This window comes from Octadecabacter sp. R77987, from assembly GCF_042466115.1.
GTDB lineage: Bacteria > Pseudomonadota > Alphaproteobacteria > Rhodobacterales > Rhodobacteraceae > SW4.
The window spans coordinates 438,278-451,803 of sequence record NZ_JAXHBQ010000001.1 but is presented as its reverse complement, the minus strand read 5'-3'; the positions used below and the strand labels follow the sequence as shown (position 1 = coordinate 451,803).

The 13,526-nt window shown below is 61.2% G+C and carries 14 protein-coding genes; 9 read left to right on the top strand and 5 right to left on the bottom strand.

The genetic code is table 11. The annotated features are described in order from the left end of the window. Positions 1 to 2 precede the first annotated feature (2 nt). Positions 3 to 548, bottom strand: coding sequence for a hypoxanthine phosphoribosyltransferase (gene hpt, locus SJY21_RS02245; protein ID WP_377505577.1), 546 nt, complete (start codon positions 546 to 548; stop codon positions 3 to 5). Between the two features lie 143 nt (positions 549 to 691). On the opposite strand from hpt, the gene SJY21_RS02240 reads away from it, so the two are divergent. The 4 genes from SJY21_RS02240 (at position 692) to SJY21_RS02225 (ending at position 2,685) form a co-directional block, all read left to right on the top strand. After that, positions 692 to 1,114, top strand: a complete 423-nt coding sequence (locus SJY21_RS02240; protein WP_377505574.1) for a hypothetical protein — start codon at positions 692 to 694, stop codon at positions 1,112 to 1,114. Position 1,115: 1 nt separating this feature from the next. Beyond that, positions 1,116 to 1,595: a hypothetical protein gene (locus tag SJY21_RS02235; RefSeq protein WP_377505571.1), complete on the top strand. Its 480-nt coding sequence runs from the start codon at positions 1,116 to 1,118 to the stop codon at positions 1,593 to 1,595. 21 nt (positions 1,596 to 1,616) lie between these two features. After that, a complete protein-coding gene (locus SJY21_RS02230) occupies positions 1,617 to 2,138 on the top strand; it encodes a hypothetical protein (RefSeq protein ID WP_377505568.1) in 522 nt (173 codons plus the stop codon). A 94-nt stretch (positions 2,139 to 2,232) separates the two neighbouring features. Next, a complete protein-coding gene (locus SJY21_RS02225) occupies positions 2,233 to 2,685 on the top strand; it encodes a type II toxin-antitoxin system RatA family toxin (RefSeq protein ID WP_377505565.1) in 453 nt (150 codons plus the stop codon). A gap of 15 nt (positions 2,686 to 2,700) precedes the next feature. Here the strand turns inward: SJY21_RS02225 and SJY21_RS02220 are convergent, their stop codons facing one another. The 4 genes from SJY21_RS02220 to SJY21_RS02205 form a co-directional block, all read right to left on the bottom strand. Further along, positions 2,701 to 3,882 (bottom strand): ammonium transporter, encoded by a 1,182-nt coding sequence (locus SJY21_RS02220; protein ID WP_377505562.1) that lies wholly within the window; start codon positions 3,880 to 3,882, stop codon positions 2,701 to 2,703. A 113-nt stretch (positions 3,883 to 3,995) separates the two neighbouring features. Continuing rightward, positions 3,996 to 4,502: a CinA family protein gene (locus tag SJY21_RS02215; RefSeq protein ID WP_377505559.1), complete on the bottom strand. Its 507-nt coding sequence runs from the start codon at positions 4,500 to 4,502 to the stop codon at positions 3,996 to 3,998. Beyond that, positions 4,499 to 4,999, bottom strand: a complete 501-nt coding sequence (locus tag SJY21_RS02210; protein ID WP_377505556.1) for a phosphatidylglycerophosphatase A — start codon at positions 4,997 to 4,999, stop codon at positions 4,499 to 4,501. The genes SJY21_RS02215 and SJY21_RS02210 overlap by 4 nt, the downstream gene beginning before the upstream one ends. Beyond that, the gene (locus tag SJY21_RS02205; RefSeq protein WP_377505553.1) at positions 4,996 to 6,117 is read right to left on the bottom strand and encodes a bifunctional 2-C-methyl-D-erythritol 4-phosphate cytidylyltransferase/2-C-methyl-D-erythritol 2,4-cyclodiphosphate synthase; all 1,122 of its coding nucleotides are present in this window, start codon (positions 6,115 to 6,117) and stop codon (positions 4,996 to 4,998) included. The genes SJY21_RS02210 and SJY21_RS02205 overlap by 4 nt, the downstream gene beginning before the upstream one ends. Positions 6,118 to 6,290: 173 nt before the next feature. Between SJY21_RS02205 and dusB the strand changes: the two genes are divergently transcribed. From dusB to SJY21_RS02180, 5 genes are all read left to right on the top strand, one after another. After that, entirely contained in the window at positions 6,291 to 7,280 is a 990-nt protein-coding gene (gene dusB / locus SJY21_RS02200) for a tRNA dihydrouridine synthase DusB (protein ID WP_377505550.1), read from the top strand. Further along, positions 7,277 to 8,347 carry a nitrogen regulation protein NR(II) gene (locus SJY21_RS02195; RefSeq protein ID WP_377505547.1) on the top strand — a complete coding sequence of 357 codons (1,071 nt, stop codon included), beginning with the start codon at positions 7,277 to 7,279 and terminating at the stop codon, positions 8,345 to 8,347. The genes dusB and SJY21_RS02195 overlap by 4 nt, the downstream gene beginning before the upstream one ends. Continuing rightward, positions 8,347 to 9,714: a response regulator gene (locus SJY21_RS02190; RefSeq protein ID WP_377505544.1), complete on the top strand. Its 1,368-nt coding sequence runs from the start codon at positions 8,347 to 8,349 to the stop codon at positions 9,712 to 9,714. The genes SJY21_RS02195 and SJY21_RS02190 overlap by 1 nt, the downstream gene beginning before the upstream one ends. Before the next feature lie 179 nt (positions 9,715 to 9,893). Continuing rightward, positions 9,894 to 12,068: an ATP-binding protein gene (locus SJY21_RS02185; RefSeq protein ID WP_377513114.1), complete on the top strand. Its 2,175-nt coding sequence runs from the start codon at positions 9,894 to 9,896 to the stop codon at positions 12,066 to 12,068. 8 nt (positions 12,069 to 12,076) lie between these two features. After that, complete coding sequence (locus SJY21_RS02180) at positions 12,077 to 13,492, top strand: sigma-54-dependent transcriptional regulator (RefSeq protein WP_377513112.1); 1,416 nt, start codon at positions 12,077 to 12,079, stop codon at positions 13,490 to 13,492. Positions 13,493 to 13,526: the final 34 nt, after the last annotated feature.

The following is a 13,526-nucleotide window of genomic DNA, read 5'->3' as shown; positions in this document are numbered from 1 at the left end:
GCCTAGGTAAACCTCACCTTGCCGATGAAGGGCAGGTTGCGGTTGCGTTGGGCGTAGTCAATTCCATAGCCCACGACAAATTCATCGGGAATTTCAAAGCCCAGCCAATCGGCCTTGTAATCCACTTCGCGCCGCGTGGGTTTATCAAGCAGGGCGATGGATTTCAGCCGTGCGGGATGTTTTGTGCGCAAGTAATCGGTCACATGGGCCAGCGTGTGGCCGGTGTCGATGATATCCTCGACGACCAGCACATCGCGCCCCTCGATCTGGCCGCGCAGGTCCTTGAAGATGCGTACCTCGCGGCTGGATTCCATGGCGTCGCCGTAGGATGATGCCTCAAGGAAATCGACCTCGACGGGCAGGTCCAGCTCGCGCACCAGATCGGCGATGAACACGAACGATCCGCGCAGCAAGCCGACGACGACCAGCTTGTCGGTGCCCTTGAATTCGGCCTGAATATCGCGGGCCAGATCCTCGATCCGCGCGGCGATGGATTTCGCGCTGATCATTTCGTCGATGACATAAGATGAATGGTCGGGCGTGGTCATCGGTATCTCCGGTCATATAGGCCTGCGCTTTGTGTGTCATAAGTCGCGCGGGATGTGCAATGGGCTGGATTGGCGCACCAGATTGCCGTTAGGTAAATCACACAACCTGTGGTAGCTTTTTTCAGCATTGTTTGGGGGATGTTATGGCAGATACCGATCCGCTTGGCTTTTTGGTTGCGCCAATTTCGGCGATGATTGAACAGGTCGGGGCCAGTGTCGCGTCGGCCTCGGTTGAACTGAACCGGCAGCAACTGGCCGCCCTGCGCGACTACCCGACCGAATTGATCGAAGTAGGGCTGACCCCGACGATCTTTCACATGCAATCGGTCGAGGTCGAACTGAAGCTTGCCCTGCATCTTGAACCCGCCAAGGAGGCAAAGGACGACCGCGGCATCGGGCGCAAGGCATGGGACTTTATCATCGGGGCAACGCCAGTGAACGCCAACTACCAGAACGGTCAGGAATTCGATGTGAGCGGCGCATCCAGCCTGCGGATGCACTTTGCCCCCGGTCCGCCGCCGGGCGTTGACGATGCTTTGACAGATCAGTCGGGCGAGGGCCGCTAGCATGGCCAAACCCACGACACCCGCATCCGGTGACGGCCCGCTTGAGGTGCGCATCGTCGGCCTGTCCGATGATATCATCGCCACGCTGACCGGTCTGCAATCGCGCATCGCGGCGCTGGAAGAAAGTGACCACACACTGCGCGCGCAGATCGCCGCATTGGAAAGCAAGATCGCCGAACAGTCGCGCGGCCCGATGTTCGGGGCGACCGGCCCGGTGCTACCGCCCCAAGCCGATCCCGACACGCAGGTCGTCGCGGCGGGCGAACTGGCCGGGCAACTGGCCGCGGAAATTGCCCGCGCCCATCCCGAAGACGGCGCCTTCAGCCTTGATAACATCGAAATCGACATGGCCGGCGCGCTTGGCAAGGACGCCGACAATGTGATGCTGGGCGTGAACCCGCGTCAGGCGATGACAGGCGACACCGCAACCCGCGTCAAGTTCAGCCTGCGGCGGCGCACCCGTATTCAAAGCGTAGATTAGCACTAGACAGGAGAGATCATCATGAGCGTCGGACAAGAACTTCTTAACACCCCATTTCCCGAGATGGTTCAGAAACTGGCCATTGCCGTGGCCGAATCCCAGACCAAACTGGATATGAATTCAACCGCTGTCGCCAGCTATATGGCCGAGCAGATGATCACCCTGCCAGACCTGTCCGAACCCAGCAAGACCAAGACATTCTCGCTTGTGTCAATGGGGTTCCTGCCCACATTCTATGCGGTGCAAGAGGCCGAGATCGAAGTGAAGATGGCGATCACCATGGCCAAGACGACCGAAAAGAGCGGCAGTGCCAGCGCCAAGGGCGGTTGGGGGCCGTTTGCCGCCTCGGTCAATGCCTCCTATTCGTCGCGCTATGCCTATTCGCAGGAAGGGGCCAGCACCTTGCGCGTCAAACTTGCCCCTGCCGAGCCGCCGATCATCTTGCAGAAATACATGGAAGCGCTGACCGACAAGATGTCTGCCGATCTGCGCGCCGATCTTGAGGAAAAAGAACCCGCCACCAAGCCAACCAAGCCAAGCTAGGACTGCGACACCGGGTCCGTCCACTGCGCGCCGCCCTTGTATCGGGCGGCGTTTTGTCCGACACGGGGGGCAACGCAAGACGGAAAAATGCCCCATGCCGCAACACGCCGAAACCAAGTCGCTGCCCTATTCGCCCGACCAGATGTATGCGCTTGTAGCCGATGTGGCCCGCTATCCTGAATTTCTGCCGTGGACGGCGGCCGCGCGTATCCGCAGCACGACCGATCACGGTGATCACACGGTCATGCTGGCCGATCTGGTGATCAGCTTTAAGGTCTTTCGCGAAAAGTTCGGCAGCCGCGTGACGCTTTGGCCCGCCAAGCGCCAGATTGACACCGCCTATATCGACGGGCCGTTCAAGTATCTGGAAAGCACGTGGGTATTCACGCCCCACGATCAGGGCTGCGCTGTGTCGTTCGCGGTGGATTTTGAATTTCGCAACCGCCTGTTGCAGGGCGCGGCGGGGCTGTTTTTCAACGAGGCCATGCAGCGCGTTGTGCGGGCTTTTGAACAGCGCGCCGCCGATCTTTACGGGCAGGCCCGCTAAGGCCTGCCCAAAACTTTAGCTGTTCATGTCGTAGGCGCGTTCGCCGTGCACGGCCAGATCCAGCCCGTTGGTTTCCGCCTCTATATCGGCGCGCAGGGGTGTGACCGCTTTGACGATAAAGATCAGCGCAACCGTCACCACGGTTGTAAACACCCCGACAATCGCCAGACTGCCCAGCTGCGCCGCCCATGACCCAAGGCCGAAAACGGCGATCATGATCGTGCCGAAAATGCCGCCAACGCCGTGCACCGCAAACACATCCAGCGTGTCGTCGATCTTGAAGATGTTGCGGATCAGGGTCACGGCCTCTTGGCAGAGGATCCCTGCGACCGTGCCGATGGCCAGCGCCTCGACGGGGCCGACAAAACCGGATGCAGGCGTGATACTGGCCAGCCCCGCAATCGTGCCCGTGACAAGGCCCACGAGCGAGGCGCGGCCGAATTTGATTTTTTCCCAGAGCGCCCATGACAGCGAGGCAGCCGCCGCCGACAGATGCGTCACGGTGATGGCCATGGCGGCGCCACCATCGGCTGCCAGTTGCGACCCACCGTTGAACCCGAACCAGCCGACCCAAAGCATGGCCGCGCCGATCATCACCATGCCCGGATTATGGGGTGGGGTGGTGCGGTTGCGCCGTGGCCCAAGGAATACCGCAAGGATCAGCGCCGCAATGCCCGCGGTTTCATGCACGACGATCCCGCCGGCAAAGTCGCGCACGCCGGTGTCGCCAAAGATGCCCCCGTCTGCCAAAAACCCGCCGCCCCAGACCCAGTGCACCACAGGCGCATAGCACAACAGCATCCAAAGCGCCGAAAACAACAGCACGAAACCGAACCCGATCCGCTCCACATAGGCCCCGACGATCAGCGCGGGCGTGATGATCGCGAATGTCATCTGGAAGGCAAAGAAAAGCACCTCGGGCAGGGTGCCCGCCAATGTGTCTGCGTCAATGCCGTTCAGGAACATCTTGTCCAGCCCGCCCCAAACACCGCTAGTGCCGCTCCCGAACGCAATCGAATAGCCCGCGACCAGCCAAAGCACCGACATCAAACAGGCGATGGCATAGCAATGCATAAAGACGCTCAGCACGTTGCGCGCACGCACAAGCCCGCCGTAAAACAGCGCCAACCCCGGCAATGTCATGAAAAGAACCAGCGCCGTTGCGACGATGATCCATGCTGTGTCCGCTCCGTTCATATCCTGTCCCCTCTGAGATGATTGGGAGGTTGGGGCATGGCTGGCGACGAATAAAAAGGCACAACCGCGCAGATCGCGCCAATTTGGCAGGCAGTTTTTCAAACGCCGGTTTTTTAGGCAGTCTGGTCGGGGCTTGGCGCACAAACGGGCAGCGCCGAGTCGATGGCTTGTTGCAACAGCCCAAGCGCGTGGGTGGTTGCCGCCGCACGCACCTGAGCGCGCCCCAATGGGCCGAATTCGACGGTTTCGGTGTGGGTGTCACCGGCATGTGCGATCCCGAAACAAACGCGCCCTTCGGGTTTGTGATCGCTGCCGCCGGGCCCCGCGATACCGGTGATCGACACCGCAAGGCTTGCGTTGGAGTTGGCCAGCGCGCCCCGCGCCATTTCACCCGCGACCTGTTCGGACACAGCGCCATGGGCGTCCAGCGTGGCCTGCGCCACGTCCAGCATGGCCACCTTGGCGGCGTTGGAATAAGTGACAAATCCGCGCTCGAACACGTCCGAACTGCCTGCGATGTCTGTCAGCGCGGCGGCCACCAGCCCGCCAGTGCAGCTTTCGGCGGTGGCGATCATCAGCCCCTTGGCGCGGGCCGCGTCCATCAGGGCGGCTGCGCTCACATCATCACCTGATGATAGATCGAGGCCAGCGCCGCCACGCCGATCGCCGCGAACACCCCCGCGATCACATCATCCAGCATCACGCCGGTCGCGTTGTCCTTGCGGTCCGCCCAGCCGACAAAGCCCGGTTTGGTGATGTCGAACCAGCGGAACAATACAAAGGCGGCAACCCAACCGGGCCATAGGGTTTGCGGTGTGACACCCATCATCTGGATGCCATAGATCACCGGCAAAAGGGCGATCCACTGGCCGACCACTTCGTCGATCACAATCTCGGAGGGGTCGTGATTATCCTTGCCGGCAGTCATCCAGACGGTTGCATAGTAGCCCTTGATATAAGCGGCAGGGATTGCCAGCGCGAACAGCCAGAACCCGCCGATCATGTAGATCGCCCAGGCCATCGGCAGGGCCACCAGCGACCCCCAAGTGCCGGGTGCCGGTTTCAGGTGGCCCACGTAAAACACCGTTGCCGTGATATGCGCCCATTTGTCTTTCATGACTTCACCAGTGTTGCTGTGGCCATCGCCGCAATCCCTTCGCCGCGTCCTGTAAACCCAAGACGTTCGGACGTTGTCGCCTTGACGCTGATCCGGTCGGGATCAAGCCCCGTAATGTCCGCCACCCGCGCGCGCATCGCATCCGCATGGGGGCCGATTTTCGGAAATTCGCAGATTAGCGTGCAATCAATATGGGTGATCGTGAACCCCATGTTAGCGGCCAGTTCAACCGCATGGCGCAGGAACACGTGGCTTTCGCAGGCCTTCCATTGCGGATCAGAAGGCGGGAAATGCTGGCCGATGTCACCCCGCGCGAGGGCGCCGTAAATCGCATCCGTGATCGTGTGCAGGCCCACGTCAGCATCCGAATGCCCTTGCAATCCGCGACTGTGAGGGATCGCCACACCGCAGAGCATCACATGATCCCCGTCACCAAAGCGGTGCACGTCAAACCCGTTGCCGGTGCGAATATCCATATCTCGTCCCATCAGTTTTGCCGCCCGCGCGAAATCGTCCGGCTGGGTGATTTTCAGGTTGTCGGCATCACCCGCGACGATGGCCACATCCAGCCCCGCGGCGCGCGCCACTGCGACATCATCGGCGGCCTGACCGGCGAATGCGGCATGGGCCGCAAGGATCGCGCCATAGTGAAAGCCCTGCGGGGTCTGCGCACGATAAAGCCCCGCGCGATCCTGCGTGCCGGTGACCAGATCATCCGTGCCGGTCCACAGCGCGTCCGTCACGGGCAGGGCAGGGGCCGCACCTGTGTGGGTCGCCAGCGCGCCCTTCACGCGGGCAATCAGATCAGCGCTGACCAGCGGGCGGGCAGCATCATGGATCAGCACGTAATCGGGGGGATCAGCGGCAAGCGCGGCCAGCCCTGCCTGCACGGAGGCATCCCGCGTGTCACCGCCCGCGACCGCCCTGAGGCCCAGTGTGGCGGCGCGGTGCAGATCGTCACCGTGCAGCACTAGCACGATGTCATCGACATGGCCCGCAAAGGCGCGGATCGTATGGGCGATCACCGGTGCACCGCGCAAATCCTGCCACTGCTTGGGCAAAGCACCGCCCGCGCGGGTGCCGCGGCCTGCGGCGACGATAATGGCGGTGGTGCGCATCGGTTCAGCCTTTTGGTTCGCGCCTTTTGTAACCAGCGAAGGCAACAAGGGAAAGTAGGCGATGTATCTGCCCAAATTTTAGGCAGTTCTTGTTTCGCCGTCGTTTTATCGCGCCATTTCATTGTGCATTTCGCTTTTGCCGCGTAGATCAGGGATGCACAAGGATTAAGCACATGGTCAAAGCGCAGGCAAAACCGCAAGATATCCGGCTGGACAGCATGGCGCTGGCCCCCGCGATTGCGCTTGCGCCGCTTGCCGGCATCACCGATCTACCGTTTCGCCAACTGGTTGCCAGCTTTGGTGCGGGCTGGGTTGTTAGTGAAATGGTCGCCAGTCAGGAAATGGTGCAGGCGAAACCCGGCGTCCGCGAACGCGCCGAACTGGGTTTCGATCAGGCCAACACCGCAGTGCAACTGGCAGGGCGCGATGCGCATTGGATGGCCGAGGCCGCCCGCGTCGTGGCAGGCAACGGCGCGCGCATGATCGACATCAACATGGGCTGCCCCGCGAAAAAGGTCACAAACGGCTATTCCGGTTCGGCCCTGCTGCGCGATCTGGATCATGCGCTGACGTTGATCGACGCCGTGGTCGGTGCCGTCGACATCCCCGTGACGCTGAAAACCCGTCTTGGCTGGGATGACGATTTGCGCAATGCGCCCGAACTGGCGCGGCGCGCCGAAAGTGCGGGCATCCGCCTGATCACGATCCACGGGCGCACCCGCTGCCAGTTTTATAAAGGCAGCGCCGACTGGGCCGCTATCCGCGCCGTGGTGGACGCGGTGGATATTCCGGTGATCGCAAATGGCGACATTCAGGATGCCGATGATGCGCAAACGGCGCTTGATCAATCCGGCGCGCAGGGCGTGATGATCGGGCGGGGGGCGCAAGGGCGGCCTTGGGCGCTGGCGCAGGTTGCGAACGCGCTATGTGGCACGCCGCCACCCGATATTCCACAAGGCCAAGCGCGCGTTGATATGGTCGCGGGGCACTATGATGCGATGCTGTCGTTTTATGGAGCCACCCTTGGCGGGCGTGTCGCGCGCAAACATCTGGGCTGGTATATGGACGGGGCAGGGACGCCGCCCGCCCTGCGCAAACGTGTCCTGACCTGCACCGATCCGTCCCAGGTGCACGCCATGCTGGCCGATGCGGTGGCCGCATGAAGATTGACACACCCCTGTGGTATTCGCTGCCCGTGCCGACATTGCTGCTGGCCCCCGATGACACGATCAGCGACAGCAATCCGGCGGCCGAAAATTTTCTGAACCTGTCCTCCAAATCCCTGCTGGGTGCGCTGGTCTGGGACAAGGTGATGATTGATGCCCCCCTCGAGGATGCCTATGCCCGCGCCCGCGATCGCGGCACGATCCTGTCGGTCAATGACGTGGATGTGGGCAGCGGCGAACGCGCACCGATGCATTGCAACATCCAGTTTGCGCCGTTGCAGGGCAGTGACGGCTACATGCTGATGATGATTTCGCCGCGTGAAATTGCCGACCGGATCACGCAGCACGCGCAATCCACCAAGGCCGCGAAATCGGCGATCGGAATGGCGGAAATGCTGGCCCATGAAATCAAGAACCCGCTGGCGGGGATCACGGGGGCGGCACAACTGCTGTCGATGAATCTGAGCAGCGCAGATCAGGAACTGACCGATCTGATCGTCGAGGAATCGCGCCGCGTGGTCAAACTGCTGGAACAGGTCGAACAGTTCGGCAACCTGCGCCCGCCCATGCTGCAATCGGTGAATATCCACGATGTGCTGGACCGCGCGCGCCAGTCCGCCTCGGTGGGCTTTGGTGCGCATATGCTGCTGGTCGAGGATTATGATCCGTCGCTGCCGCACACGCTGGCGGACGGGGATCAGCTGTTGCAGGTGCTGCTGAACCTATTGAAGAACGCATCGCAAGCCTGCAAGGACGGCGGCGTGATCCGCCTGCGCAGCTATTACGAACCCTCGTTGCGGGTGCGGCGCGCGGATGGCACGATTGCCCGCCTGCCGCTGCAAATCGAAGTGATTGACGATGGGCCCGGCCTGCCGCCTGATCTGGCCCCGCATATCTTTGAACCTTTCGTGTCGGGGCGCGAAAACGGCACAGGCCTGGGCCTTGCGCTGGTGTCAAAGCTGATCTCGGACGTGGGCGGCTGGATCGGCGTTGAATCGACGCCGGGGCGGACCGTGTTTCGCATATCCCTGCCTGTTGCCACGCAAACCACCGGAGAAAACTGATGGATGGAACCGTTCTTGTTGCTGACGATGATCGCACGATCCGCACGGTATTGACGCAGGCACTGACGCGGGCCGGATGCAAGGTGCACGCCACGTCGTCGCTGGTGACGCTGATGCGCTGGGTCGAGGAAGGCAAAGGCGATCTGGTGATTTCCGATGTGGTCATGCCCGATGGCAACGGGCTGGAACAGCTGCCTAAGATCAGCGCTGCACGCCCCGGCCTGCCCGTGATCGTGATTTCGGCGCAAAACAACATCATGACGGCCATTCAGGCCGCCGAGGCCGAGGCCTATGATTACCTGCCCAAGCCCTTTGATCTGCCCGATCTGATGAAACGCTCGGCCCGCGCGCTCGAGGTGAAACGCCGCGCCGCACCTGCGCGCCCCGATGCACACGCCGCCAACGACGAATTGCCGCTGGTCGGGCGCACCCCGACAATGCAGGCGCTGTATCGGCTGGTGGCGCGGGTGATGAACACGGCCCTGCCGGTGCTGATCACCGGCGAAAGCGGCACGGGCAAAAGCCTGATCGCGCGCGCGGTGCATGATTTTTCCGATCGCCGGTCGCTGCCCTTCGTGGTGGCAAGTGCTGCGGATCTGCAAGGGATGGACGGCCCATCGTCGCTGTTGGCGCGCGCCAAGGGCGGCACGCTGGTGTTTGATGAAATCGCCGATCTTGCGGATACGGCGCAGGCGCGGATCGTGCGGATGCTGGACACCCTGGGCGACAACGCGCCGCGGATCATGGCCACATCACAGGTCGATCTGACCACGCGGATGGAGGAGGGCGGCTTTCGCGAGGATCTGTTCTATCGCATTGGCGGTGTGACGATTTCCGTGCCGTCCCTGCGCGAACGTGTCGACGATATTCCGCTGCTGGCCGATCACTTTCTGCTGCGCGCGGAACGCGATGGCGGATCGCTGCGCCGCCTTGCACCCGGCGCCATTGATCTGGCGCGCAACTACAGCTGGCCGGGCAATGTGCGCCAGTTGGAGAATGCGATTCGCCGGCTTGTGGCCACCGCGACCGAAGACGAGATCACCCTGGGCGAAATCGAAGCGGTGCTGGGCAACCAGCCAGCAACGGAGCCGATGCGCGGGGCGGCAGGCGAGGGCGACAAACTGTCGGCCAGTGTTGCCAAACACCTGCGGCGGTATTTCGATCTGCATGGCGGTGCCTTGCCGCCGCCGGGCCTTTATCAGCGGATTCTACGCGAGGTCGAGGCGCCGATGATCGAAATCGCCCTGGATGCGACAGGTGGAAATCAGGCGAAATGTGCTGATCTTCTGGGCATAAACCGCAATACCTTGCGAAAGAAGATCACCGAACTCGATATGCGCGTGACACGGCGGCGTAAATTGATGTAAAACCGCAACATAAGCGTGGCCAGCCTGCCGCAGACACAGTCTGTAGCGGTTAGGACCGCACATAGCGGTAACGGGGCAACGGCCCCACATCAAAGGGCGTGCAGGTGCAACGGTCCCTTCTGGGCATCAATTTGGCAAGGTTCAGTCGCTGGCGGCGCAAACGACCTGTGCAAAACGCCATGACATTGGGGCTGGTGCTGTTGGGGCCGATCCTGGCGGGGCTGACGATCACGATTCTGGGACCGCTGGACCAGACCGCAACGGCCCCGTCACTGCGGCTGATCCTGCTGGCCGATCTTGTCTATATTCTGGTGATTGCCGCATTGGTCCTGCAGCGGGTGATCGGGCTGATCATGGCGCGGCGCGCGCGGTCGGCGGGGTCGCGCTTGCATTTGCGCCTCACAGGCGTGTTCGCGTTGCTGGCATTGATCCCTACAGTTCTGGTCGCCGTTTTTGCGGTGCTGTCGATCAATGTGGGGCTTGAAGGCTGGTTCAGCGAAAGGGTGCGCAACGTTGTCGGCAATTCCCTGTCGGCCGCCGAAGCCTATGAAGAAGAACACCGTCAGGAATTGCGCCGCGATGGCTTGGGTCTTGCAGGGTTCCTGAACACGGAACGGCTCAAGACCTTTTTCATGAGCGATGGCGAAGTGCGCCAGGTGCTGGGCGCGGTCCAGCCGCAGATTGAACGCACCCTGACCGAAGTGTTCGTGATCGACGGCGCGGGCGAGATCAAGGCGCGCGGTGCGCGGTCCTATGAGTTTGGCTTTGAACAGCCCACAGCCGAGCAGATCGCGCAGGCCACCGCGGATGGTGTCGTCATCATCGAGGACTGGGACAACAACGAGTTTCGCGCGCTGATCCCGCTTGAAGCTTTTGTCGATCGCTATCTTTTCGTGACCCGCGAGGTCGATGGATCGGTGCTATCGCTGCTGGATGAAACGCAGGAAACCGTGGCGCTTTATGAACAGCTTGAATCCGATCGTGGGCGGCTCTTGTTTGAGTTTGGCTTGATTTACCTGGGTTTTGCGGTGATCCTGATCCTGGCCGCGATCTGGCTGGGGATTTGGTTTGCTGAACGCCTGTCGCGCCCGATTGGCCGGCTTGTGGGGGCATCCCAGCGCGTTGGTGGTGGCGATCTGGACGTGCGTGTCCCCGAAGAAACCGGTGACGATGAAATCGCGCAGCTGGGCCAGTATTTCAACCAGATGACCACGCAGTTGAAGGGCCAGCGCGAGGAACTGCTGGACAACACGCGCCAGATCGAACGCCGCCGCCGCCTGTTTGATTCCGTGCTTTCGTCGGTGTCGTCGGGTGTTGTCGGGCTTGATGCCGATGGCACGGTCGCCTTTGTGAACCGGTCGGGCGGGCGGTTGCTGGATATGGCGCAGGATCAGGAAGATGTGGCAATTGCCGTGGCCGTGCCCGAATTTGCGCCGCTGTTTGAACGGATGCGCGCAGGCGAACGCGATGCGGTGCAGGAACAGGTCAATCTGGTGCGCGGCGGGCAACAGGAAAGCCTGCTGGTGCGGATGGCCCCGCGGCGGCGCGATGATGGCACACTGGAAGGCTATGTTGTGGCCTTTGACGATGTGACCGATCTGGTCAGCGCGCAGCGCATGGCCGCATGGGGGGACGTGGCGCGCCGCATTGCCCACGAGATCAAGAACCCGCTCACGCCAATCCAGCTTAGTGCGGAACGCATCAAGCGCAAGTTTGCAGACCTTGTGGGCGATGATCACGAAGCGCTGGCGCAGATGACAGACGTAATTATCCGCCAAACCAATGACTTACGGCGCATTGTTGACGAGTTTTCCAAATTCGCGCGGATGCCGGAACCCGAACGCATGACCCATGATCTGGCTGCACTTGTGCGGGATGCGGTCCTGTTGCAGCAATCGGGCCAGCCCGATGTCAAAATCACATCCGATTTGCCGGATCGTCCGGTGATGGCTGATCTGGATAGCACGATGATCAGTCAGGCCCTGACGAACTTGATCAAGAACGCGGGCGAAGCCACTGAAACCTTGCAAGAAAACGGCGTTCCAAAGGGTTACAAGCCGCAGGTGCGCGTCGCGATGAAGGTGACGCCACAGGGCGCGCAGATCACCATCAGCGACAACGGCATTGGCCTGCCCGAAGACCGCGCGCGGTTGTTTGAACCCTATGTGACAACCCGCGAAAAGGGCACCGGCCTTGGCCTGCCCATCGTGAAAAAGATTATCGAAGAACACGGCGGCACCCTGCAATTGCAGGATGCAGACGCTTTTGACGCATCCAACCATCGCGGGGCGATGGCAGTGATTGACCTTCCGGTCCTGACCGCCGCCGCCCTGCCACACCAAGAAACCGCATGAGGACCAAAATGGGCGATATCCTGATAACCGACGACGAACGCGATATCCGCGAGCTGATTTCGGATATTCTCAAGGACGAAGGGTTTACCACGCGACTGGCCGCGAACTCTGATCAATGCATGTCGGAAATTGCCAAGGACGCACCGGCGCTGATGATCCTGGATATCTGGCTCAAGGATAGCCAGATGGACGGGATCGACATCCTGAAATCGGTGAAACGCGATCATCCCGATATCCCGATCGTGATCATTTCCGGCCACGGCAATATTGAAATCGCGGTCGCGGCGATCAAGCAGGGTGCGTATGATTTCATCGAAAAACCCTTTAATATCGACCAGTTGATGGTTGTGATCCGCCGCGCGATGGAAACATCACGCCTGCGCCGCGAGAACCTGCAACTGAAACGTGGCGATAGCGCAGGGGCGGATATGCTGGGCGACAGTGCGGCGTTCCGCACCTTGAAGTCCCAGCTGGACAAGGTCACGAAATCCAATGGCCGCGTCATGCTGACGGGGCCGGCGGGGGCAGGCAAGGAAATCGCGGCGCGCTATATCCACGCCAATTCCAACCGCGCCGCGGCGCCGTTTGTGACGGTCAGTTCGGCCTCGATTGAACCGGACCGCATGGAAGAAGTGCTGTTCGGGCGCGAAAGCCCGGAACGCGGTGTTGAAAAGGGCATGCTTGAGGAAGGCAACGGCGGGGTCGTTTACTTTGACGAAGTCGCGGATATGCCCCTTGGCACCCAGTCGAAAATCCTGCGGGTGCTGGTGGACCAGCAATTCCAGCGGGTCGGCGGCACCGGAAAAGTGCAGGTTGATTTGCGAGTTATTTCCAGCACAAACAAGGATTTGAACGCCGAAATTGAAGCAGGAAACTTCCGTCAGGAGCTGTATCACCGCCTGAACGTTGTGCCGATCCATGTGCCAAGTCTGGAAGAACGGCGCGAGGATATCCCGATGTTGGCCGAACATTTCATCGGCGTATTCAACAAGGTGCAGGGCCTTCCGCTGCGCAAACTGGCGGATGACGCGCGTGCCTTGCTGCAAACGATGTTGTGGCCCGGTAATGTGCGCCAGCTGAAGAACGTCGTGGAACGTGTTCTTATCCTTGGAGAAAATACCGACGAGATCACTGCCAAGGAACTGCCCAGCAACGAGGAACCCAGCAGTGGCGAAGACCGTGTGTTGCTGTCGGGCGGTCTTGCGACACTGCCCCTGCGCGAGGCGCGCGAATTGTTCGAGCGCGAATATCTGCTGACCCAGATCAACCGTTTTGGTGGCAATATCAGCCGCACCGCCAGCTTTGTCGGGATGGAGCGCAGCGCGCTGCACCGCAAGTTGAAATCGCTGGGGGTCGTGACCTCGAACAAGGCCGGTGCACGGGTCGCCCATATCGAAGAAGCCACGCAGGATGCAGGCGATTGACCGTGCCCGCACGATCAGGCACCACAGGCCAAGC

Coding starts and splice junctions, on each gene's coding strand:
- hpt (WP_377505577.1), bottom strand. CDS start 548: ATGACCACGCCCGACCATTCATCTTATGTCATCGACGAAATGATCAGC.
- SJY21_RS02240 (WP_377505574.1), top strand. CDS start 692: ATGGCAGATACCGATCCGCTTGGCTTTTTGGTTGCGCCAATTTCGGCG.
- SJY21_RS02235 (WP_377505571.1), top strand. CDS start 1,116: ATGGCCAAACCCACGACACCCGCATCCGGTGACGGCCCGCTTGAGGTG.
- SJY21_RS02230 (WP_377505568.1), top strand. CDS start 1,617: ATGAGCGTCGGACAAGAACTTCTTAACACCCCATTTCCCGAGATGGTT.
- SJY21_RS02225 (WP_377505565.1), top strand. CDS start 2,233: ATGCCGCAACACGCCGAAACCAAGTCGCTGCCCTATTCGCCCGACCAG.
- SJY21_RS02220 (WP_377505562.1), bottom strand. CDS start 3,882: ATGAACGGAGCGGACACAGCATGGATCATCGTCGCAACGGCGCTGGTT.
- SJY21_RS02210 (WP_377505556.1), bottom strand. CDS start 4,999: ATGAAAGACAAATGGGCGCATATCACGGCAACGGTGTTTTACGTGGGC.
- SJY21_RS02205 (WP_377505553.1), bottom strand. CDS start 6,117: ATGCGCACCACCGCCATTATCGTCGCCGCAGGCCGCGGCACCCGCGCG.
- dusB (WP_377505550.1), top strand. CDS start 6,291: ATGGTCAAAGCGCAGGCAAAACCGCAAGATATCCGGCTGGACAGCATG.
- SJY21_RS02195 (WP_377505547.1), top strand. CDS start 7,277: ATGAAGATTGACACACCCCTGTGGTATTCGCTGCCCGTGCCGACATTG.
- SJY21_RS02190 (WP_377505544.1), top strand. CDS start 8,347: ATGGATGGAACCGTTCTTGTTGCTGACGATGATCGCACGATCCGCACG.
- SJY21_RS02185 (WP_377513114.1), top strand. CDS start 9,894: ATGACATTGGGGCTGGTGCTGTTGGGGCCGATCCTGGCGGGGCTGACG.
- SJY21_RS02180 (WP_377513112.1), top strand. CDS start 12,077: ATGGGCGATATCCTGATAACCGACGACGAACGCGATATCCGCGAGCTG.